General features: G+C 73.4%; 14 protein-coding genes, 1 tRNA gene and 1 pseudogene. 11 read left to right on the plus strand and 5 right to left on the minus strand.

From position 1 onward, the window contains the following. Together AB0K92_RS23835 and AB0K92_RS23840 are read left to right on the plus strand one after the other, a co-directional pair. Positions 1–190, plus strand: a pseudogene (locus AB0K92_RS23835) (hypothetical protein); the annotation flags it as partial. Between the two features lie 95 nt (positions 191–285). Continuing rightward, positions 286–3,024: a Tat pathway signal sequence domain protein gene (locus AB0K92_RS23840; RefSeq protein WP_365925929.1), complete on the plus strand. Its 2,739-nt coding sequence runs from the start codon at positions 286–288 to the stop codon at positions 3,022–3,024. A gap of 4 nt (positions 3,025–3,028) precedes the next feature. Here the strand turns inward: AB0K92_RS23840 and AB0K92_RS23845 are convergent, their stop codons facing one another. Beyond that, complete coding sequence (locus AB0K92_RS23845) at positions 3,029–5,356, minus strand: hypothetical protein (RefSeq protein WP_365925931.1); 2,328 nt, start codon at positions 5,354–5,356, stop codon at positions 3,029–3,031. 102 nt (positions 5,357–5,458) lie between these two features. On the opposite strand from AB0K92_RS23845, the gene AB0K92_RS23850 reads away from it, so the two are divergent. Continuing rightward, positions 5,459–5,905, plus strand: a complete 447-nt coding sequence (locus tag AB0K92_RS23850) for an SRPBCC family protein (RefSeq protein WP_365925933.1) — start codon at positions 5,459–5,461, stop codon at positions 5,903–5,905. A 39-nt stretch (positions 5,906–5,944) separates the two neighbouring features. Further along, positions 5,945–6,016 (plus strand) — tRNA-Val (locus AB0K92_RS23855). Positions 6,017–6,074: 58 nt separating this feature from the next. Here the strand turns inward: AB0K92_RS23855 and AB0K92_RS23860 are convergent. Next, entirely contained in the window at positions 6,075–6,803 is a 729-nt protein-coding gene (locus tag AB0K92_RS23860; protein ID WP_365925935.1) for a 3'-5' exonuclease, read from the minus strand. 177 nt (positions 6,804–6,980) lie between these two features. Here AB0K92_RS23860 and AB0K92_RS23865 point away from each other — a divergent pair, with 177 nt between their 5' ends. The 3 genes from AB0K92_RS23865 (at position 6,981) to thrS (ending at position 10,840) form a co-directional block, all read left to right on the plus strand. Continuing rightward, positions 6,981–7,547, plus strand: coding sequence for a DUF4365 domain-containing protein (locus tag AB0K92_RS23865; RefSeq protein WP_365925937.1), 567 nt, complete (start codon positions 6,981–6,983; stop codon positions 7,545–7,547). Further along, the gene (locus AB0K92_RS23870) at positions 7,544–8,773 is read left to right on the plus strand and encodes a hypothetical protein (RefSeq protein WP_365925939.1); all 1,230 of its coding nucleotides are present in this window, start codon (positions 7,544–7,546) and stop codon (positions 8,771–8,773) included. The genes AB0K92_RS23865 and AB0K92_RS23870 overlap by 4 nt, the downstream gene beginning before the upstream one ends. Positions 8,774–8,863: 90 nt before the next feature. After that, entirely contained in the window at positions 8,864–10,840 is a 1,977-nt protein-coding gene (gene thrS / locus AB0K92_RS23875) for a threonine--tRNA ligase (protein WP_365925941.1), read from the plus strand. Positions 10,841–10,885: 45 nt separating this feature from the next. Here thrS and AB0K92_RS23880 read toward each other — a convergent pair whose 3' ends face one another. Beyond that, entirely contained in the window at positions 10,886–11,539 is a 654-nt protein-coding gene (locus tag AB0K92_RS23880; RefSeq protein ID WP_365925943.1) for an ion channel, read from the minus strand. 67 nt (positions 11,540–11,606) lie between these two features. On the opposite strand from AB0K92_RS23880, the gene AB0K92_RS23885 reads away from it, so the two are divergent. Beyond that, positions 11,607–12,164, plus strand: a complete 558-nt coding sequence (locus AB0K92_RS23885; RefSeq protein WP_165996748.1) for an HIT domain-containing protein — start codon at positions 11,607–11,609, stop codon at positions 12,162–12,164. Between the two features lie 128 nt (positions 12,165–12,292). On the opposite strand, the gene AB0K92_RS23890 is transcribed toward AB0K92_RS23885, so the two are convergent. Both AB0K92_RS23890 and AB0K92_RS23895 read right to left on the minus strand, forming a co-directional pair. After that, positions 12,293–13,948 (minus strand): hypothetical protein, encoded by a 1,656-nt coding sequence (locus AB0K92_RS23890; protein WP_365925945.1) that lies wholly within the window; start codon positions 13,946–13,948, stop codon positions 12,293–12,295. A gap of 183 nt (positions 13,949–14,131) precedes the next feature. After that, positions 14,132–16,330, minus strand: coding sequence for an elongation factor G-like protein EF-G2 (locus AB0K92_RS23895; protein ID WP_365925947.1), 2,199 nt, complete (start codon positions 16,328–16,330; stop codon positions 14,132–14,134). Between the two features lie 282 nt (positions 16,331–16,612). On the opposite strand from AB0K92_RS23895, the gene pgsA reads away from it, so the two are divergent. From pgsA to AB0K92_RS23910, 3 genes are read left to right on the plus strand one after another with little or no spacing between them, the layout of a single operon-like run. Then, the gene (pgsA, locus tag AB0K92_RS23900; protein ID WP_365926020.1) at positions 16,613–17,386 is read left to right on the plus strand and encodes a phosphatidylinositol phosphate synthase; all 774 of its coding nucleotides are present in this window, start codon (positions 16,613–16,615) and stop codon (positions 17,384–17,386) included. After that, entirely contained in the window at positions 17,383–18,291 is a 909-nt protein-coding gene (locus tag AB0K92_RS23905; protein ID WP_365925949.1) for a phosphatidylinositol mannoside acyltransferase, read from the plus strand. Before pgsA ends, AB0K92_RS23905 begins: the two co-directional genes overlap by 4 nt. Then, on the plus strand, positions 18,288–19,466 hold the full coding sequence (locus AB0K92_RS23910) for a glycosyltransferase family 4 protein (protein ID WP_365925951.1): 1,179 nt from the start codon (positions 18,288–18,290) through the stop codon (positions 19,464–19,466). The genes AB0K92_RS23905 and AB0K92_RS23910 overlap by 4 nt, the downstream gene beginning before the upstream one ends. The last annotated feature ends 1,238 nt before the right edge of the window (positions 19,467–20,704 follow it).

Here is a 20,704-nt window from a genome sequence, read left to right on the forward strand (position 1 = left end):
GGCCTGGCGCGCGCTGCTCGGCGCGGCCGGCCGCCGCACGGTCCTGGACCCGGCCGGCTCGTTCCTGCTGGTCGGCGGGGTCGCCGTGGTGGCCTGCTCGGGCTGGTTCAGCCCGCCGCTCGCGGTTCCCGTCCTCGGGGCCGTCGCGGCGGCGGCCGTCGCCGTGGAGGAGCGGTACCGGCGCCGCTGACCCGCGGTGCCTCTCAGCAAGGGCGGCGCGCCCTGAGCGCCGTACCTCTCTCTGTCATGCCCTTGGCAACCCGTCCCGTACGGAAAGGAAAGGCCATGTCCCCGATCCCCCGCAGGTCCCTCCTCAAGGCGGCCGCCGTCGCCGGCGCCGCCGCCCAGTTCAGCTGGGCGCTGGGGGCGCAGGACGCCGCGGCCGCGCCCGGAGCCGAGACCGCCGACGCGGAACCGGTCGTCCTGGACTGGCTGGAGGACGGCGGCCTCGGCGCCGCGCCCGGCTCCACCCTCGGCGTCCCCTGGCCCAAGGGCGCCTACCGGGAGGACCAGACCTTCGCCCTCAGCGACGAGAAGGGCACGGCCGTCCCCGTGCAGTCCTGGCCGATCGCCTACTGGCCGGACGGCTCCCTGAAGTGGACCGCACACGCCGTCAGCTCCGGCACCGGCAAGCTCACCCTGACCGCCGGCGAGCCCGCCGCCCCGGAGAAGAAGGTCACCGTCGACCAGGGCGGCGGCACCATCGACGTCTCCACCGGCGTCATCACCGCGAGGATCGGCAAGTCCGGCTCCACCCTGGTCAAGTCCGTCACCCGCGGCGCCACCGAGATCGCGAAGAACGGCCGTCTCGTCCTGCTGCGCCAGCCGGAGATCGAGGACGGCGACCAGGGCACGGTCAAGTACGAGCGGTTCGACAGCGCCATCTCCGAGGTGAAGGTCGAGCAGGACGGCCCGGTCCGCGCGGTCGTCCGCATCGACGGCAAGCACCGCAAGGGCGACCGGAGCTGGCTGCCGTTCTCCATCCGCCTCTACTTCTACGCGGGCGGCGACTCCTTCCGCATGGTGCACACCGTCACCTACGACGGCACCCAGGAACCCGGCAAGGCGAGCGGCGACTTCATCCGCGGCATCGGCGTCCGCTTCACCGTGCCGATGCGCGACCAGTCGTACGACCGCCACATCCGCATCGGCGGCGAGGGCACCGGCATGCTCCGCGAGGCCGTCAAGGGCATCACCGGACTGCGCCGCGACCCCGGCCAGGCGGTGCAGGCGGCGCAGTACGAGGGCAGGAAGCTGCCCGACCCGTCCACCTGGGACCAGCGGGTCACCACCCGACTCCAGTACATCCCCGAGTGGGGCGACTACACCCTCTCCCAGCTCTCCGCCGACGGCTTCACCGTGCGCAAGCGCACCAAGAAGGGCCACGGCTGGATCGCCGCGGGCGGCGGCCGGCGCGCCTGTGGCTTCGGCTACGTCGGCGGCGTGAGCGGCGGACTCTCCTTCGGGCTGCGCGACTTCTGGGAGAAGTTCCCCGCCCAGCTCGACATCCGCGACGCCCACACCGACGAGGCCCAGGTCACCCTCTGGCTCTGGTCGCCCGAGGCGCAGCCCATGGACCTGCGCTTCTACCACGACGGCCTCGGCCAGGACACCTACCCCGAGCAGCTCGAAGGCCTCAACATCACCTACGAGGACTACGAGACCGGCTTCGGCACCCCGTACGGCATCGCCCGCACCTCCGAACTCCTCTTCTGGGCCAACGAGTCCACCCCGAGCGCCGACCGGCTCGCCGAGCAGATCGAGGCCGTCCGCGTCCTGCCCCAGCTGGCCGCCCCGCCCCAGCAGCTCATCAAGGCCGGTGTGTTCGGCAAGGGCCTGTACGCCGAGCCCGACCGCTCCACCCCCGCCAAGGCGAAGATCGAGGACCACCTCGACTTCCTCTTCACCTACTACAAGGACCAGGTGGAGATGCGCCGGTGGTACGGCTTCTGGGACTACGGCGACATCATGCACACCTACGACACCGTCCGGCACCAGTGGCGCTACGACGTCGGCGGCTACGCCTGGGACAACTCCGAGCTGTCGCCCGACCTGTGGCTCTGGTACGCGTACCTGCGCTCCGGCCGCGCCGACATCTTCCGCTTCGCCGAGGCCATGACCCGCCACACCGGCGAGGTCGACGTCTACCACCTCGGCAAGTGGGCCGGCCTCGGCACCCGGCACGGCGTCCAGCACTACGCCGACAGCGCCAAGCAGCAGCGCATCGCCAACACCACCTACCGCCGCTACTACTACTTCCTCACCGCCGACGAACGCGTCGGCGACCTCATGCACGCCAACGTCGACTCCGACGAGACCTTCCTCGTCCTCGACCCCATCCGCAAGATCCGCACCGAGCCCTACACGCCCGACCGGCACGCCCTGTCGATCGGCTTCGGCACCGACTGGAGCGGCCTGGTCTCGGCGTGGCTCACCGAGTGGGAGCGCAAGGGACCGAAGTGGGAGAAGGCGAAGGCGCGGGTGCTGTCGACGATGGAGACCATCGCCGCCCAGCCCAACGGCTTCGTCCAGGGCACCGGCCTGTACGACCTGGACACCGGCCGGTTCGCCATCGCCGACAAGCCGGTCGTCGGGGTCTCGCACCTCTCCGCCGTCTTCGGCCTGAACGAACTGTGCGCCGAACTCATCGACCTCGTCGACATGCCCGAGTTCAACGAGGCCTACTTCGACTACTGCCGCTACTTCAACGCCACCAAGGCCGAACAGGCCGCCCGCTACGGCTCCCACTTCGGCAGCCTGATCCTGTTCCAGGGCCACTCCCGCCTCGACGCCTACGCGGCCGTCAAGACCGGCGACGCGAAACTCGCCCAGCGGGCCTGGGAGAAGTTCTACAACTCCGACGGCTACAAGGAGTCCGCGCCCTGGAAGACCGAGAAGGTCAGCGGGCCCATGGCCCTCGTCGAGGGCAGCGAGGCCACCTGGGTGTCCACCAACGACACCGCGCTGTACGGCCTCGCCGCCATCGAGAACCTGGCCCTCCTCGGCGACCGGATGCCCGCGTAGCCGGCTAGGTCATCCTGCCCAGCGTCTCCCGCACCCGCCGCACGTCCCGCAGCCGCTGCTCGTACGTCGCCCCGAGCGCGAGCAGCAGCAGACCGGCGAGCGCGGGCGGCGCCCAGCGGGGAAGGGCCCCCGCCACCTGCACGAGATACGGGGCCAGCTCGTGCAGGGTCACCAGGGCGAGCACCGAGCCGCCCAGCACCAGCGGCGCCTGGAGGTGGTGGCGGGCACCGGCCAGGGTCACCAGCAGCGCCCCCGCGCCCAGCAGCAGGGGGCGCTGCCAGTGCGCGTCGCCCCAGGCCGCGAGCAGGCTCGGCAGCAGCGCGGCGGCGAGGCCGGGGCCGTACGCCGTCCAGGACGACGCCCGCGGGTCGCGGCGCCGGCGCACCGCGCCCACCAGCAGCGCGGGGACGGCCACCGGCAGCGCGTACGCCTCCGGGACGGTCACCTCCCAGGCCGCCAGCCGCACCCACGCGGCCGCCACGAACAGCACGGCGGCGGCATGTCCGACGGGGCGGCGGTCCGGCCGTACGGCCACACCCGCGGCGATCACACCCACCAGGGCCAGCACCAGCGCCAGCATCGGCGCGTCCGTCACCGCCAGACCGAGCGCGACGAGCGCCGCGACCGCCCCCGCCACCTCGGTGACCGGCCGCGTCACGCCCTCGGCGCGCGGCGCCCACAGCGCCGCCGCCACCGGAACCAGCAGCACCGCGGGCGCGGTGTGCGACGGCTGCCAGTCCAGCGCGGCGCCCGTCGCGACGGCCAGCGCGGTGGCGTGTCCGGCCGCCGCCGCGGCGGGCACCGGCCGGCGGGCGGCGACCGCCCACCCGGCGGTGAGCAGGGCGAACACCGTCAGGGTGGCCGGCTCGGAGGCCAGGGCGAGCAGCGCGAGGACGAGCGAGGTGATCAGCGCGAGCACGGTCGGCACCAGGCGCCTCATCGCCAGGAGCACCGCCGTCGTCAGGACCAGGACCGCCAGCGTCACGGCGTAGGGCAGCCGGAGCACCGGAGGCAGGCTCACCGCCGCCGCCCAGACCAGCACCCACGCGGCGTCCAGGGCACGCGCCCGCCACGCGGCGTTGCGCACCCACCCCACCAGGACCGCGGCGACCACGGCCGGCAGCAGGGGCGCCGTCACGCCGCCCGGCGGCCACGGCAGGTCGGCCGTCACCGCCGCCCGCGCGTCGGCGGGCGCCCCCGACCACACGCGCGCTGCCCAGCCCAGAGGACCGAGCAGCGACACGGCGACCACGGGAAGGGCCGCCGACACGGCCAGCCCCTGCACCGCGCCGGACGCCCAGCCCAGGCCCCGGCGCACCACCTCGGGCAGCCGGTCCGCCCGCACCAGGGCGAGCAGGCCCACACCGAGCAGCAGATGGACCGGCGCGGTCCACTCGCCGGGCAGCACCGTCCGCGGCACCGCGCCGAGCGCGGCCACCGCCAGCACGCCCGCCGCGACGGCGTTGCCCAGCGCGGCCTCCGGGCGCGGTGCCCGCGCCCCCGCCAGCGCGAGAGCCGCGGCCGTCAGCAGCAGGACCGCCGCGCGGGCGGCCGCACCGGGACCGGGGGCCGTCCACGCCAGCGCACCAGCCGCCAGCGCACCCCAGCCGCCCAGCACATACGCGCCCACGGCGGCGACGAGCCGCACGGGCCCGCCGGTCGTCCGCAGCGCCACCGCCGCGTCGGCCGCCGCCGTCAGCAGCAGCGCCGCCACGGTCCCGAAGGTGCCCGTCCCGGCCGCCACCGCCGCCAGGGGCAGCGGCAGCTGGGCCGCGCACAGGGCGGCCGGCCGGGGCAGCACCAGCGGCCGGCCGGTCAGCCGGGCGAGCAGCACGCCGTACGCCGCCCAGAGTGCCGCCAAGGCCGCCGCGGCGGCCGCCGCGTAACCCGTCGGGTCCGCCGCGGTGAGCGCCGCCGCGTGCAGCGCGTACGCGTCCAGCACCGTCAGCGCCAGGCCCACGCCCGCCACCGACTCGGCCGTCGAGCGCAGCCCCCGCCGCAGCAGGGGCACGGGGGCCGCCAGCGCCGCCGCCGTGACCGCGCCGAGCACCGCGGCCCGCCCCGCGATCCCCAGATGGCCCCAGCTGACCAGCGTGAACGCCGTCGCCGCGAGGGCGAGCAGCACCCCGCCCAGCAGGAGCAGCACGTTCTGGACGCGGGGCGCGGACGCCTCCGGGCGGGGCGGGGCGGCGGCCGGCACGGGCCGCACCGGCTGGAGCTGCGACAGCAGCCAGCCGCGACGCGCCAGCAACTGGGCGCGCCGGGCGTCCAGTCGGTGCAGCTCGGCGTCGACGAGCCGCAACTCCTCGGCAGGGGGCGGAAGGCGGGTCATGGCTGTGGAGTGTGGCGCCCGTCACGCCGGCCGCGCATGAGTGCGCGTACTCAGAACGTACTCAGAGCGGATACACCTGCCTGAGCAGGACAGACTCCGTGCATGGACTGGACCCACCACCGCTTTTGCACCCTGTGGCGGCTGGCCGCCCCGCCCGACGCCGTGTACGCCGTCCTGGAACGGGCCGAGGACTACCCCCGCTGGTGGCCGCAGGTGCGCGAGGCGACCCGGCTCGACGACCGCACGGGGAGGATGCGGATCCGCTCCTTCCTGCCGTACGACCTCACCTTCACCGTCCGCGAGGTGCGCCGCGACCCGGCGGCCGGGGTGCTCCGGGCGGAGCTGTCCGGCGACATCGACGGGTGGTCGCGGTGGACGGTCACCGCGCACGGCACCGGCAGCCTCGTGCGCTACGACCAGGAGGTCCGGGTGCGCAAGGCGCTGCTGCGGCGGCTCGCGGTGCCGGGGCGGCCGTTCTTCCGCGCCAACCACCGGCTGATGATGCGCGCCGGGCGGCGCGGGCTCGCGGCCCGCCTGGAAGCGGTTTGAAGGAACGCCGCGGGGACCTGTATTGTTCAGTGCGTTCCCGGGCGATTAGCTCAGTGGGAGAGCGCTTCGTTCACACCGAAGAGGTCACTGGTTCGAACCCAGTATCGCCCACCGGGAGAGGCCGGTCCGCAGCAGCGGACCGGCTTTTTTCATGGGCGCGTGCCATGGGTCACGCGGCCGCCGCCGGCAGGTCCGGGCGCAGCGGCCACGCCGGGTCCACCGGTTCCTCGCTGCCGTTGCGCGCGAACCACGTCTGGAGCCCGCGCGCCTGCGCCGCGTGCCACACCGCTTGCAGCGTGTGCAGCTCGGCGGGGGAGAGGCGTTCCAGCCGGGACGCGAAACGCCGCCCGACCGCCCGGACCACGTCCAGCGCCGCCTGCGCGTCCGCCGCCGCGTCATGGGCGCCGTCCAGCACCACGCCGTACTGCGCGCACAGATCGGTCAGCGTGCGGCGGCCCTTGCGGTAGCGGTCCAGATGCTTGTCGAGCACCCGCGGGTCCAGGACCAGCAGCGGTGTCGACTCGAACCAGCGGGCCAGCGACGAGGCCCGGTGCCGGCGCAGCTCACGGTCGAGCAGCGTCAGATCGAACGGCGCGTTCATCACCACCAGCGGGCGGCCCCGCGCGGCCTGTTCGTGCAGCCCCATGGCTATCTCCTGCATCACCGGCGCCGGCCAGCGGCCGTTGCGCGCCAGGTGATCCTCCGTCAGTCCGTGCACCGCCGTCGCCTCGGCGGGCACCGGCACCCCCGGATTCACCAGCCAGCGGCTCACCCGTGGCCGGGTGCCCGGCGCGTCCTGCACGACGAGAGCGGCCGACACGATCCGGTCGCTCTCCACGTCCACGCCCGTCGTCTCCGTGTCGAATGCCGCCAGGGGGCCCTCGTACCAGCACGTCATCCCAATCCAACTCCTCGCTCACCGACGGCAGCTGACGTTCCGTCTCCTGCCGGTTCGGTGATACCCGGGCCGTTTGCGCCGTACGCCGGGAGGAGACAACACGGATACGAGTCCGTGCGGTTGAGGCGAAACGAGCCCTCGCGCGGGCACAACACGTTGCTGGGAAGGCTGTTGGCCATGGCGATAGCGCAGCCCGAGCGGGGCGGGCTGCTGCCCGGCCGCGTGGGCCCCCCTCGCGGTTCCCTCGCCACCACCGCGTGCATGGAGACCCTGCAGGTGGCCTATCTGCACGCGGTCGCCGCGGCGGCTGGCTGCTCGCTCTCCCAGCCCTTCCCCGACAACGGCATCGACTGGCACGTCAGCCACAGCGCGCCCGGACACACCGTCGACGACGAGGTCACCATCAAGGTGCAGCTCAAGGCGACCTACCAGGTCGCGCCGGATCCGCCCGGCCGCTCCTTCTCCTTCACCCTGGACAACGCCCACCTGGCGAAGCTCGCCCGCACCCCCGTCTCGGTGCACAAGATCCTCGTGGTGATGCTCGTGCCCAGGTCCCAGGACGACTGGCTGCGCGCCGGCCACGACCGCCTCGACCTCAGGCACTGCTGCTACTGGGTCAACCTCGCCGGACACCCCGTCACGGGCCGGCACCGCACCACCGTACGGATCCCCACCGCACGCATCTTCGACGACCGGGCGCTGTGCGAGATCATGACGCGGGTCGGGACCGGAGGCAGACCATGACCCACCGCCCGCTCGACGAGCCCCTGCGGCCGGTCCGGCCGCATCCCGAGGCCCGCTGGGACCAGCCGCCCGAGCCCGGCCGCGTCGACCCCGCCGTGCTCGCCGCCCTGCTGCACCGGCACGGCTGGCAGCGCCGCGGCGGCGCCCCCGGACGCTACGGCCGCTGGACCCCGCCCGGCCCCGGTGCCGCGCGCACCAGCCTGCTCGTCCCCGACAGCCGCGCCTTCCCGGACAGCGAGGACCTGCTCGGCGAGGCCCTCACCGCCCTCGCCCGGCTCGCCACCCCCGCCGCGCGCGAGGTGCTGGCCGGCCTCACCGTGCCCAGCGACGAGATCCGCTGGTGGCGGGACGTCCCCGGCGGACCCGCCGGCACCGGTCCGTGGACCGCCGAGGAACAGCTGCGCGCCGCCGCCCGCCGGACGCTGCTCGCCGCCGCGCTCGCCACCCGCGCGCGGGCCGGCTACCACGGCGCCCGGCACCGCCGCGCCGCCGCCGGCCTCCTGGCGAACGTCCTGGTCGGCCCCGCGGCCGGCGGGCGCCGGCTGACCGCCTTCGTGCCCGTCGCCACCGGCCGCCCGCTCGCCGTACGCCTCCACCAGGCGCTCTACGCCACCCGCGAGGCCATCGACTACCGACGCGCCACCGGCGCCATGGACGCCTTCGACGGCGCCGTCGAAGCGGGCGTCAGCCGCGAGCTCACCGAGGCGCTGATCAGCCTGGTCCACGGCACCGAGGGCGCCCGGGTCGCCGTCGCGTGGGCGCCCGCCGCCGGCACCCCCGAGGGCGCGGTCGCCTCCGCCGAGGCCGTCGAGTTCTCGCCCGGCGACCTGACCGTGCTGCGCGAGGCCGGGGCCCGCTACCGCGGCGCCGAACCCTCCGTGCCGGTGTCGGTCACCGGGGCCGTCGTGCGCATGCACCGCTCCGGGCCGCGCGGCGCGGGCACCGTACGGCTGCGGGTGCTCGCCGGGGCCGACGTGCCGCACATCCGGCTCACCCTCGACGAGGAGGACTACCGCGTCGCCGGGCACGCCCACCTGGCCGGCGTGCCCGTGCGGGTGCGCGGGCGGCTGGAGAGCCGCGGCGGCTTCCGCCGGCTGACCGCGGCGTCCGCCGTCGTGCCGGTGCGGGTGGACGAAGGGGAGCGCGACCGGCTGATGAAGTCGCTCCAGGAGCACCTGGACTTCTTCGGGGAGGCGTGCGGCCAGGACACCTGCGGCGGGGGCTGATTTCGCCTGCGAGGTCGAAGGCTCGGTACGATCCTGTCCTGCGCGCGCTCTCGGTATGGCGCCGCATCCACCTTCAGTCAGGAGAGACCGGTGTCAGACGTCCGTGTGATCATCCAACGCGATTCCGAGCGGGAAGAGCGCGTGGTGACGACGGGCACTACGGCCGCCGACCTCTTCGCCGGCGAGCGCTCGATCATCGCCGCGCGCGTGGGCGGCGAGCTCAAGGACCTTTCGTACGTGCTCTCCGACGGCGACGAGGTCGAGGGCGTCGAGATCTCCTCCGAGGACGGCCTGAACATCCTGCGCCACTCCACCGCGCACGTCATGGCGCAGGCCGTGCAGGAGCTCTTCCCCGAGGCGAAGCTGGGCATCGGCCCGCCCGTCAAGGACGGCTTCTACTACGACTTCGACGTCGAGAAGCCGTTCACGCCCGAGGATCTCAAGGCCATCGAGAAGAAGATGCAGGAGATCCAGAAGCGCGGGCAGAAGTTCGCCCGTCGCGTCGTCACCGACGAGGCCGCCCGCGAGGAGCTGGCGAACGAGCCGTACAAGCTGGAGCTGATCGGCCTCAAGGGCTCCGCGTCCAGCGACGACGGCGCGGACGTCGAGGTCGGCGCCGGCGAGCTGACGATCTACGACAACCTGGACGCCAAGACCGGCGAGCTGTGCTGGAAGGACCTCTGCCGCGGTCCCCACCTGCCCTCCACCCGGCTCATCCCCGCGTTCAAGCTGATGCGCAACGCCGCCGCCTACTGGCGCGGCAGCGAGAAGAACCCCATGCTCCAGCGCATCTACGGCACCGCCTGGCCGTCCAAGGACGAGCTGAAGCAGTACCTGGACTTCCTCGCCGAGGCCGAGAAGCGCGACCACCGCAAGCTGGGCAGCGAGCTGGACCTGTTCTCCATCCCGGAGCAGATCGGCTCCGGCCTCGCCGTCTTCCACCCCAAGGGCGGCATCATCCGCCGGGTCATGGAGGACTACTCGCGCAAGCGGCACGAGGAGGCGGGCTACGAGTTCGTCTACACCCCGCACGCGACCAAGGGGAAGCTCTTCGAGACGTCCGGCCACCTCGACTGGTACGCCGAGGGCATGTACCCGCCCATGCAGCTCGACGAGGGCGTGGACTACTACCTCAAGCCCATGAACTGCCCGATGCACAACCTGATCTTCGACGCGCGCGGCCGGTCGTACCGTGAACTGCCGCTGCGCCTGTTCGAGTTCGGGACCGTGTACCGGTACGAGAAGTCGGGCGTCGTGCACGGCCTGACCCGTGCGCGCGGCTTCACCCAGGACGACGCGCACATCTACTGCACGCGCGAGCAGATGTCCGACGAGCTCGACAAGCTGCTCACCTTCGTCCTCGACCTGCTGCGCGACTACGGCCTGACCGACTTCTACCTGGAGCTGTCCACCAAGGACCCGGAGAAGTTCGTCGGCTCCGACGAGGTCTGGGAGGAGGCGACCGAGACGCTGCGCCAGGTCGCCGAGAAGCAGGGCCTGCCGCTGGTCCCGGACCCGGGCGGCGCCGCCTTCTACGGGCCGAAGATCTCCGTCCAGGCCAAGGACGCCATCGGCCGGACCTGGCAGATGTCGACCATCCAGCTCGACTTCAATCTGCCGGAGCGGTTCGACCTGGAGTACACCGCCGCCGACGGCACCAAGCAGCGGCCGGTCATGATCCACCGGGCCCTGTTCGGCTCCATCGAGCGCTTCTTCGCCGTGCTGCTGGAGCACTACGCGGGCGCGTTCCCGGCGTGGCTGGCGCCGGTGCAGGCGATCGGCATCCCGATCGGTGACGCCCACGTCGAATACCTGGAGAAGTTCGCCGCCGCCGCCAAGAAGAAGGGCCTGCGCGTCGAGGTCGACTCCTCGTCCGACCGGATGCAGAAGAAGATCCGCAACGCCCAGAAGCAGAAGGTGCCCTTCATGGTCATCGCGGGCGACGAGGACATGTCGAACGGCTCGGTGTCCTTCCGCTACCGCGACGGCTCCCAGGAGAACGGCATCCCGTTCGACGAGGCCATCGCGAAGATCGTGAAGGTCGTGGAGGAGCGGACCCAGGTCTGATCCGGCGACCGGGCCCGGCCCGGCGTTCTCAGGAGGCCCCCGGGCTCACCCCGGGGGCCTCTCGTCGTCCTCGCGGGAGAACACCTGGATCAGCCACGACGAGAACGAGCCCGTCACCGCGCCGAGCAGCGCCAGGCCGCAGGCCATCAGGCCCACCGCGATGACCCGCCCCAGCGGCGTGACGGGCGCGACATCGCCGTACCCCACGGTCGCCAGCGTGGCGCAGGTCCACCACACCGCGTCGCCGAAGGTCCGGATCGTGGCGTGCGGCGCCGTGTGCTCGTGGTGGTACACCGCCAGCGCGCCGGTGAAGCCGAGCAGGGCCACGGACAGGCCGGCGTACACGATCACCCGCAGATGCAGCGCGAGCCGCGGACGCCCGTGGCGGCGCTGCACGGCCTCGTACGTCTTGACCACCCGCACCGGCCGCAGCAAGGGCAGCGCCACGACCACGGCGTCCAGCCAGTGCCCGCGCACGAACGCCCGGCCCTGCCCGCTGAGCCGCCACCGCACGGCGTAGTCGACGACGAACAGCGCCCAGACCGCACAGGTCACCGCCAGGCACACGGCCCGCCAGGGCCCGGCGAGGCCGTCCCCGAGGATCCGGGCCGCGTACGAGCCGAGGAAGAGCAGCGATCCCGCGGCGAGCGGGAGCGCGGTGCGCTGTTCCCACTCCGCCAGCCTGCTGTCGTCGTGCACCGGCCCAGCTTCGCCCGGGACGTCGTCGGCGCAGCCCCGGCGACACGCCGCGAACGGGCGAAGCCATATGCTGCACTGCATGACGAGTGAGCCGGAGCAGCAGATCGGAGTCGGGACGCAGGACGCGTTCCAGCGCCTGTGGACGCCCCACCGGATGGCCTACATCCAGGGCGAGAACAAGCCGACCGGTCCCGGAGCCGGTGACGGTTGTCCCTTCTGCTCCATCCCGGCCAAGTCCGACGAGGACGGGCTGATCGTCCGCCGTGGTGAGCAGGTGTACGCGGTGCTGAACCTGTACCCGTACAACGGTGGCCATCTGATGACCGTGCCGTACCGCCATGTCGCCGACTACACGGAGCTGACGGCCGCCGAGACGGCGGAGCTGGCCGAGCTGACCAAGCAGGCGATGACGGCGCTGCGCACCGCGTCCGGGGCGCACGGCTTCAACATCGGCATGAACCAGGGCTCGGTGGCCGGCGCGGGCATCGCCGCGCATCTCCACCAGCACATCGTGCCCCGGTGGGGCGGCGACACGAACTTCATGCCGGTCGTCGGTCACACCAAGGTGCTGCCGCAGCTCCTGGCGGACACCCGCACGATGCTGGCGCAGGCCTGGCCTTCCTGAGCCGTCCCCGCGCGGTGCCCTCGGATGCTCCCGAGTCCCCGGATGACCGGAGCTTCCGGATGACCGGAGCTCCCGGATGACCGGAGCCCCCGGGTGTCCGGGGGCTCCGGGCGTCCGAGGGGGCACCGTCACGCGTCGTAGACGTCCGCCTTGCGCGGTGACGGGTCCTGCACCGCCGTGCTGAGGAAGGCGGAGCGGGAGCCGAACTTCTCCGTGTCCACGCCGTTCTCCTTCAGCACCTTGATCGCCGCCGCGTGCACCACGCGGAGCACCGGGGTCGCGGCGCGCAGCGCGTCGTCGGCCATGAAGCGGTGGCGCCAGGGCTGGTCGGCCCAGGCGTGCCGCAGACCGAACGGCTCGGGCAGGGCTATCGAGCCGCCCAGCCAGTTCAGCAGCGGGGGGTACCAGGTGATCGGCGCGCGGACGGCGAGCCGGACCACCTCGTCGCTGTTGACCAGCGGCAGCTTCACCGTGCGCGACTCCCACGGCTTGAGCGACTTGGTGACCGACTTGGTGGGCGCCTCGGACTTGGTGGTGAACAGGCCGTTCACCGGGCCCAGGGCGTGGCCGGTGACCTCGATGCGCAAGGTGGCGTGCAGCACGGTGACGGTGATCAGCATGGTGAGCACCAGCTGGCCGTCCCACAGCGTCCACTGGACGCCGAGGTAGTGCCGGTCGCCGGCGCCGAACTGCTGCTTGTTGCAGATCTCCTGTATGGCGTGCGGCTTGACCTGGTAGGCCTCCACGTCGGTGCCCTCCGGCCGGGAGACCGCCTTGGCGTTCTCACCGATCGGGGTCACGATCCAGTGCCGTATCGACGGGGCCGGGAACCCGCCCGTGTTCAGCGGGCCGCGCTCCAGCATGCGCAGCTGGTCGTGGATCGACCGTATGACGTCCCAGCTGCGGAAGGGGTGGATCTCGCGGTCGGGGTGGGCCGGGACCAGCTCCTCGGCGAGCTGCCAGGAGCCCCAGCGGGTGCCCATGCCGAGGATGCCCTTGGGGCCGGCGTAGAACACCGAGTTCGACTGCTGTTCGGCGCTGAGCTTGGCCAGGGACTGGCGCAGCTGCTCGGCGGCGGTCTCGCCGGGGCTGCTGGGCACCGCCTCGGGCACCTTGGCGCCGACGCTGCTGCCCGACAGCAGGCCGTCCCAGCGGTCCCTGAGGTCCTTCGCGGTGCGCTCGCAGACCTGCTTTGCCCAGAACCAGCCGACGACCGGAGCGACGACCGCCGCGCGCGCGTACCAGCCCCAGAAGCCGCCGAACGGCAGCCGGATCAGCGCGATCACGGCGAGCGCGCCGACGGCGACCAGCAGGACGGTGGCCGCGGCGGAGACCCGCTTGTTGTCCCCCTTGGCCATGGTGGAGCGCAGCTGGAAGACCAGCAGCCACACCAGGAGGCCGGGCAGGAAGACCAGACCGCACAGCGCCGTGATCGCGGTCAGCTTGTTGTCGCGCTCACGCCGGATGCGGTTGGCGGCCAGGCAGTGCTCGACGACCACCTGGGGCTGGGTGCCGAAGGACTGGATGAGCGGCTTGCGCCCGCTGCCCAGCATCCGGTCGACCACCGCGCGGGAGAACGCCTCGCCGAGGTTCGGCTTGAACAGGGCGAGCTTGCCGGGGTTCACGGTCGACTGGTGCCACTCGTTGTCGGCCTTCTTGATGTCCTCCACGGGGTTGTCCCGATAGGCCGCCGAGGCCAGCGCGAACGTCGCCGTCTGGCCTTCGTCGCCCGTGCGCGGCACCTGCGGCCCGAAGGTGTCCGCGTAACCGCTGTCAACGGTCATTCCCGCCCCCACTCGCCACGAACTGTCGTCCTGCGGCCTTCCCGACTTCCCTGCTTCGCACACCTGTTGATCAGGTCATCAGCGTATCCGCAGGCACCGACATTCGTCGGCGGACGGCCGAAGCCGCCCGCCGATCCGGCAGGGAAGCACCCCCACAGGCCACTTGGGCCTCCGGTGCCTCAACTAGGAGGCGGCCCGCTCCTGTTCGCGGAGGCGTTCGGCGATCTGCGCCGGCATGGGCTCGTGCCGGGCGTACCGGCGGTCGAACCGCGCGGTGCCGTGGGACAGGGAGCGCAGATCGATCGCGTACCGTCCGATCTCGATCTCGGGCACCTCGGCGCGCACCAGCGTGCGCCCCCCGGGCGCCTGCTCGGTGCCCAGCAGCCGGCCGCGCCGCCCGGACAGGTCGCTCATCACGGCGCCCACGTACTCGTCGCCGACCAGGACGCTCACCTCGGCCACCGGCTCCAGCAGATGGATCCTCGCGTCGGCGGCGGCCTCCCGCAGCGCGAGCGCGCCGGCCGTCTGGAAGGCGGCGTCGGAGGAGTCCACGGAGTGCGCCTTGCCGTCGAGCAGGGTCACCCGGACGTCGATGAGCGGGTGGCCGGCGGCGACGCCCTTGGCGGCCTGCGCGCGTACGCCCTTCTCCACGGACGGGATGAACTGGCGCGGCACGGCACCGCCGACGACCTTGTCGACGAACTCGATGCCGGAGCCGCCCGGCAGCGGCTCGACCTCGATCTCGCAGATCGCGTACTGCCCGTGCCCGCCGGACTGCTTCACATGCCGTCCGCGCCCGGCCGCCTTCGTCGCGAACGTCTCGCGCAGGGAGACCCGGTGCGGTACGACGTCGACCTGGACGCCGTAGCGGCTGCGCAGCCGTTCCAGGGCGACGTCCGCGTGGGCCTCGCCCAGGCACCACAGCACCACCTGGTGGGTGTCCTGGTTCTGCTCCAGCCGCATGGTGGGGTCCTCGGCAACCAGCCGGGCCAGGCCCTGGGAGAGCTTGTCCTCGTCGGCCTTGCTGTGCGCCTGGATGGCGAGCGGCAGCAGCGGGTCGGGCATCCGCCAGGGCTCCATCAGGAGCGGGTCGTCCTTCGCGGACAGGGTGTCGCCGGTCTCCGCGCGGCCGAGCTTCGCCACGCACACCAGGTCACCGGCGACCGCGTGCGTGACCGGCCGCTGCTGTTTGCCGAACGGCACGGACAGCGCGCCGACGCGCTCGTCGACGTCGTGGTCCTCGTGGCCGCGGTCGGCGAGGCCGTGCCCGGAGACGTGGACGGTCTGGTCGGGGCGCAGGGTGCCGGAGAAGATCCGCACCAGGGAGACGCGGCCGACGTACGGGTCGGAGGAGGTCTTGACGACCTCGGCGACCAGCGGCCCGTCGACGTCGCACGGCTTCAGCTCGCGGGGCCGGCCGTCGAGGGTGGTGACCGCGGGGGTGGGGTGCTCGAACGGGGTGGGGAACCCGCGCGTGATCAGTTCGAGCAGCTCGACCGTGCCGATGCCCTGGCGGGCGCCCCCGGCGGCCGGCGCCGCGGCCAGGACGGGGTGGAAGGTGCCCCGGGCCACGGCCCGCTCCAGGTCCTCGATCAGCGTCTTGAGGTCGATCTCCTCGCCGCCGAGGTAGCGGTCCATGAGGGTCTCGTCCTCGCTCTCGGCGATGATCCCCTCGATGAGCCGGTTGCGGGCCTCGGCGATCATCGGCAGCTGGTCCTCGCCCGGCTCGGATTCCTTGCGCTCGCCGCTCGCGTAGTCGAACAGCTTCTGCGACAGCAGCCCGATCAGCCCGGCCACGGGACGGTGCCCGTCCGGTGCCTCGGGGCCGTGCAGCGGCAGGTACAGCGGCAGCACGGCGTCGGGGTCGTCGCCGCCGAACGCCTCGGCACAGATTCGCGTCATCTCCTCGAAGTCCGCGCGGGCGGCCTCCAGGTGGGTGACGACGATCGCGCGGGGCATGCCGACGGCCGCGCACTCCTCCCAGACCATGCGGGTGGAGCCGTCCACGCCGTCGGAGGCGGAGACGACGAAGAGGGCCGCGTCCGCCGCACGCAGACCGGCCCGCAGTTCCCCGACGAAGTCGGCGTAACCGGGGGTGTCGAGGAGGTTGATCTTGATCCCGTCCCATTCGACGGGCACCAGCGAGAGCTGCACCGAGCGCTGCTGGCGGTGCTCGATCTCGTCGTAGTCGGAGACGGTGCCGCCGTCCTCCACGCGGCCCGCCCGGTTCACCGCTCCCGCGGTCAGCGCGAGAGCCTCCACCAGCGTCGTCTTGCCCGATCCGGAGTGGCCGACCAGCACCACATTCCGTACGGACGCGGGGTGGTCGGCCGCCGTAGCCCTGCCGGCGGCTCCGGAGTGTACGTTCGTCTTGTCGCCCATGATCCTGCCTCCCGTGCACGGTGAGGTCACTGTGGGCGCGGACACGCGGGGGCCGCGTGTTGGGCGGCTCCGGCGACGCCCGCGATGCTTCGAGCTTTCCACTCCCGTCACGGCGCGTCCATACGAGCGACCGCGACCCGTCGCCGGCGCCGGCCGCGGGTCGTTCGCCGGACGCCACGGCGGGTGCGGGTGCCCGCCCGTCGCCCGCACGCGCGCGTGGCTACGATGGGCCAGCCGGTGGCCAGCAGGGGCCGCACGGCGACACCGACCCTCGGGAAGGCCATGCTGAACAAGTACGCGCGTGCATTCTTCACGCGTGTTCTCACACCGTTCGCCGCGTTTCTCATCCGCCGGGGCGTGAGCCCGGACACGGTCACGCTGATCGGCACCGCCGGTGTGGTCGCGGGTGCGCTGGTCTTCTACCCCCGGGGTGAGTTCTTCTGGGGCACGGTCGTGATCACGCTGTTCGTCTTCTCCGACCTGGTCGACGGGAACATGGCCCGCCAGCTGGGCCGCTCCAGCCGCTGGGGCGCCTTCCTGGACTCCACCCTGGACCGGGTCGCCGACGGCGCGATCTTCGGTGGCTTCGCCCTGTGGTACGCGGGCGGCGGCCACGACAACATCCTGTGCGCGGTGTCGATCTTCTGCCTGGCCAGCGGGCAGGTGGTGTCCTACACCAAGGCGCGCGGCGAGTCGATCGGGCTGCCGGTCGCCGTCAACGGGCTCGTCGAACGCGCAGAGCGGCTGGTGATCTCCCTGGTCGCGGCGGGCCTGGCGGGCCTGCACGCGTTCGGGGTGCCGGGCATCGACGTGCTGCTGCCGGTCGCGCTGTGGCTGGTCGCCGTGGGCAGCCTGGTCACCCTGGTGCAGCGGGTCGTCACGGTCCGCAGGGAGTCCGCGGAGGCGGAGGCGGCCGAGCGGGCCGAGACGGGCGAGACCGGCGAGACGGCTGAGACAGCCGAGACGGCCGAGCAGGCCGGGCCGGCCGCTCCTCAGGGACCGGCCGCTCCTCAGGGTCCGGAGAACGCCTCGCGGGGGAGTGAGGCGGCGACGTGAGCGTTCAGGACCGCCTGACGGACGCGCTGTACGGGCTCGGCTGGAGCACCGTGAAGAAGCTCCCCGAGCCGGTCGCGGTGCGCCTCGGCCGCACCATCGCCGACGTCGCCTGGAAGCAGCGCGGCAAGGGTGTGCTGCGGCTGGAGAGCAACTACGCGCGCGTGGTGCCCGACGCGAGCCCCGAGCAGCTGACGGAGCTGTCCCGCGCGGGCATGCGCTCGTACCTGCGCTACTGGATGGAGTCGTTCCGGCTCCCCGCGTGGAGCCCCGAGCGGATCGCGGCCGGCTTCGACCCCAAGGACCTGCACCACCTCACCGACGCCATCGCCGCCGGCAAGGGCGTCATCGCCGCCCTGCCGCACCTGGCCAACTGGGACCTGGCGGGCGCCTGGGTCACCACCAAGCTGAACATCCCGTTCACGACCGTCGCCGAGCGGCTGAAGCCGGAGACGCTCTACGACCGTTTCGTCGCCTACCGCGAAGGCCTCGGCATGGAGGTGCTGCCGCACAGCGGCGGCTCCGCCTTCGGTACGCTCGCCCGGCGGCTGCGCGACGGCGGGCTGGTCTGTCTGGTCGCCGACCGCGACCTGTCCGCGTCCGGCGTCGAGGTGACGTTCTTCGGCGACACCGCGCGGATGCCCGCCGGGCCCGCGCTGCTGGCCCAGCAGACCGGCGCGCTGCTGCTCCCGGTGACGCTCTGGTACGACGACTCGCCCGTCATGCGGGGACGGCTGCATCCCCCGATCGAGGTACCGCGGTCAGGTACCCGGGCCGAAAAGACGTCTGTGATGACACAGGCGCTGGCAGACGTCTTCGCCCAGGGAATCGCCGACCACCCGGAGGACTGGCACATGCTCCAGCGCTTGTGGCTCTCGGACCTCGACCCCGCGAAGGGGCCGTCGTGAGAATCGGCATCGTCTGCCCCTACTCGTGGGACGTGCCCGGCGGCGTCCAGTTCCACATCCGCGACCTCGCCGAGTACTTCATCCGCCTCGGCCACGAGGTGTCCGTCCTCGCCCCCGCCGACGACGACACCCCGCTGCCGCCGTACGTCGTCTCGGCGGGCCGCGCGGTGCCCGTGCCGTACAACGGCTCGGTGGCCCGGCTGAACTTCGGCTTCCTGTCGGCGGCGCGGGTGCGGCGGTGGCTGCACGACGGCGCGTTCGACGTGGTCCACATCCACGAGCCGACCTCCCCGTCGCTGGGCCTGCTGACCTGCTGGGCCGCGCAGGGGCCGATCGTGGCCACCTTCCACACCTCCAACCCGCGCTCCCGCGCGATGATCGCCGCGTACTCGATCCTGCAGGCGGCGCTGGAGAAGATCAGCGCGCGCATCGCGGTCAGCGAGTACGCCCGCCGCACCCTGGTGGAACACCTCGGCGGCGACGCGGTGGTGATCCCCAACGGCGTCGACGTCGAATTCTTCGCCAAGGCCGAACCGAACCCGGACTGGCAGGGCGACACGATCGGCTTCATCGGGCGCATCGACGAGCCCCGCAAGGGCCTGCCGGTGCTGATGCGGGCGCTGCCCCGGATCCTCGCCGAACGCCCGCGGACGCGGCTGCTGGTCGCGGGCCGCGGCGACGAGGAGGAGGCGGTGGCCTCGCTGCCGGCCGAGCTGCGCTCGCGCGTGGAGTTCCTCGGCATGGTCAGCGACGAGGACAAGGCGCGGCTGCTGCGCAGCGTCGACCTGTACGTCGCCCCCAACACCGGCGGCGAGAGCTTCGGCATCATCCTCGTCGAGGCCATGTCCGCCGGCGCCCCCGTCCTGGCCTCCGACCTCGACGCCTTCGCCCAGGTCCTCGACCAGGGCGAGGCGGGCGAACTGTTCGCCAACGAGGACGCGGACGCCCTCGCGGAGGCGGCCCTGCGGCTCCTGGGCGACCCGGCCCGCCGCGCGGAACTGAGCGCCCGCGGCAGCGCCCACGTCCGCCGCTTCGACTGGTCGACCGTCGGCGCGGACATCCTCTCCGTCTACGAGACGGTCACCGCTGGCGCGGCGGCAGTCGCGGCGGACGACGAGCCACCCGTCGCGGGCGGCAACGGCCTGCGCGCCCGCCTCCGGCTGGCCCGGGACTGAGCCGGGGGAGCGGCTGCGGGGGCGCTCCGCGGGGTCGTGGCTCACGGCGGACGGGACGCGCGGGAGGGACGGTCCGTGCGGAGCGGGGCGGCTGCGGGGGCGCACCGCGGGGTCGTCGGCTCACGGCGGACGGGCCGGGCGCGAGCGTAAGTGGATCCGTGCGGAGCGGGGACGGTGGCAGCGGACGACGACCCGCCTGTCGCGGGCGGCAACGGCCTGCGCGCCCGCCTCCGGCTGGCCCGGGACTGAGCCGAGGGGCGCGGGAGCGCCTGCTGGGACGGCGCCGCGAGGTCGTCGGCTCACGGTGGACGGGCGGGGCGCGACCCGGAGGCGACGGTCCGCGCGGGCGCGGCCGTCGCCGGGGGCGGGCTGGCTGGTGCGGGCTGTGCGGGGCAGCGAGGCTGCTTGGCCGGCCCTGTGACGCGGTCCGCCGACGGTGCGTGGGTACGGCCCGCCCGCCGGAACGGCTGGGTCGGCGCGCTGTGAGACAGACGGGGCACATGAAGGTGACCGGCCAGGTCCTTGGAGTGGTCCGCCGACGCGGCCTCGGGGCCGGGCGGCGGGCCAGGACGGTCGGCCCGCGCGGATGGCGCTGGCCGACTGGGCTGAGACCCGGACACGCGGGCTGAGACACCCCTGCGCGGAGTGAGACGCCCCTGCGTGGGCTGGGACGCCCGTGCGGACGGAGACGCGACAGGCGGCCCGAGATGTCCGCGCGCGGACTGAGGCGGCTGCGCGCGGCCGGACCGGGCGGCGTCGTGCGACCGTGTGCGGCACGGACTGAGACGTGGACACGCGGCTCGAGTTACCCCCGGCGGGCTGAGACGCCCCCCCCGGCGGGCTGAGACGCCCCCCCGCGGGCTGAGACGCCCCCGCGCGGACGGAGACGGGCACACGCGGACGGAGACGGGCACACGCGGACGGAGACGGGCACGCGCGCGGCCGAACCGGGCGGCGCTGTGGGACCGACTGGGACACGGGGCGGGCGTGAGGCCGGCGGGCCGCGCAGGCGCCGACGGGCGCCGTCCGCGCGCGTCGACGCGGGTCCGCCGGCCGGCTGCTGCACGGCCCTCTCAGCAGCCCCGGCGGCACTTCCCCACCAGCCACCACTGGCCGAACCCAGCTCCCCGGCAAGCCCGCCGGCAACCGTCACCGCAGGCCCCCCGCGCGAGCCCGCCGGCACCCCTCACCGCAGGACCCCCCGGCACCCGTCACCGCAGAACACCCGGCGGAGCCAC

The organism is Streptomyces sp. NPDC052687 (assembly GCF_040678395.1).
In the GTDB taxonomy this organism is placed as follows: domain Bacteria; phylum Actinomycetota; class Actinomycetes; order Streptomycetales; family Streptomycetaceae; genus Streptomyces.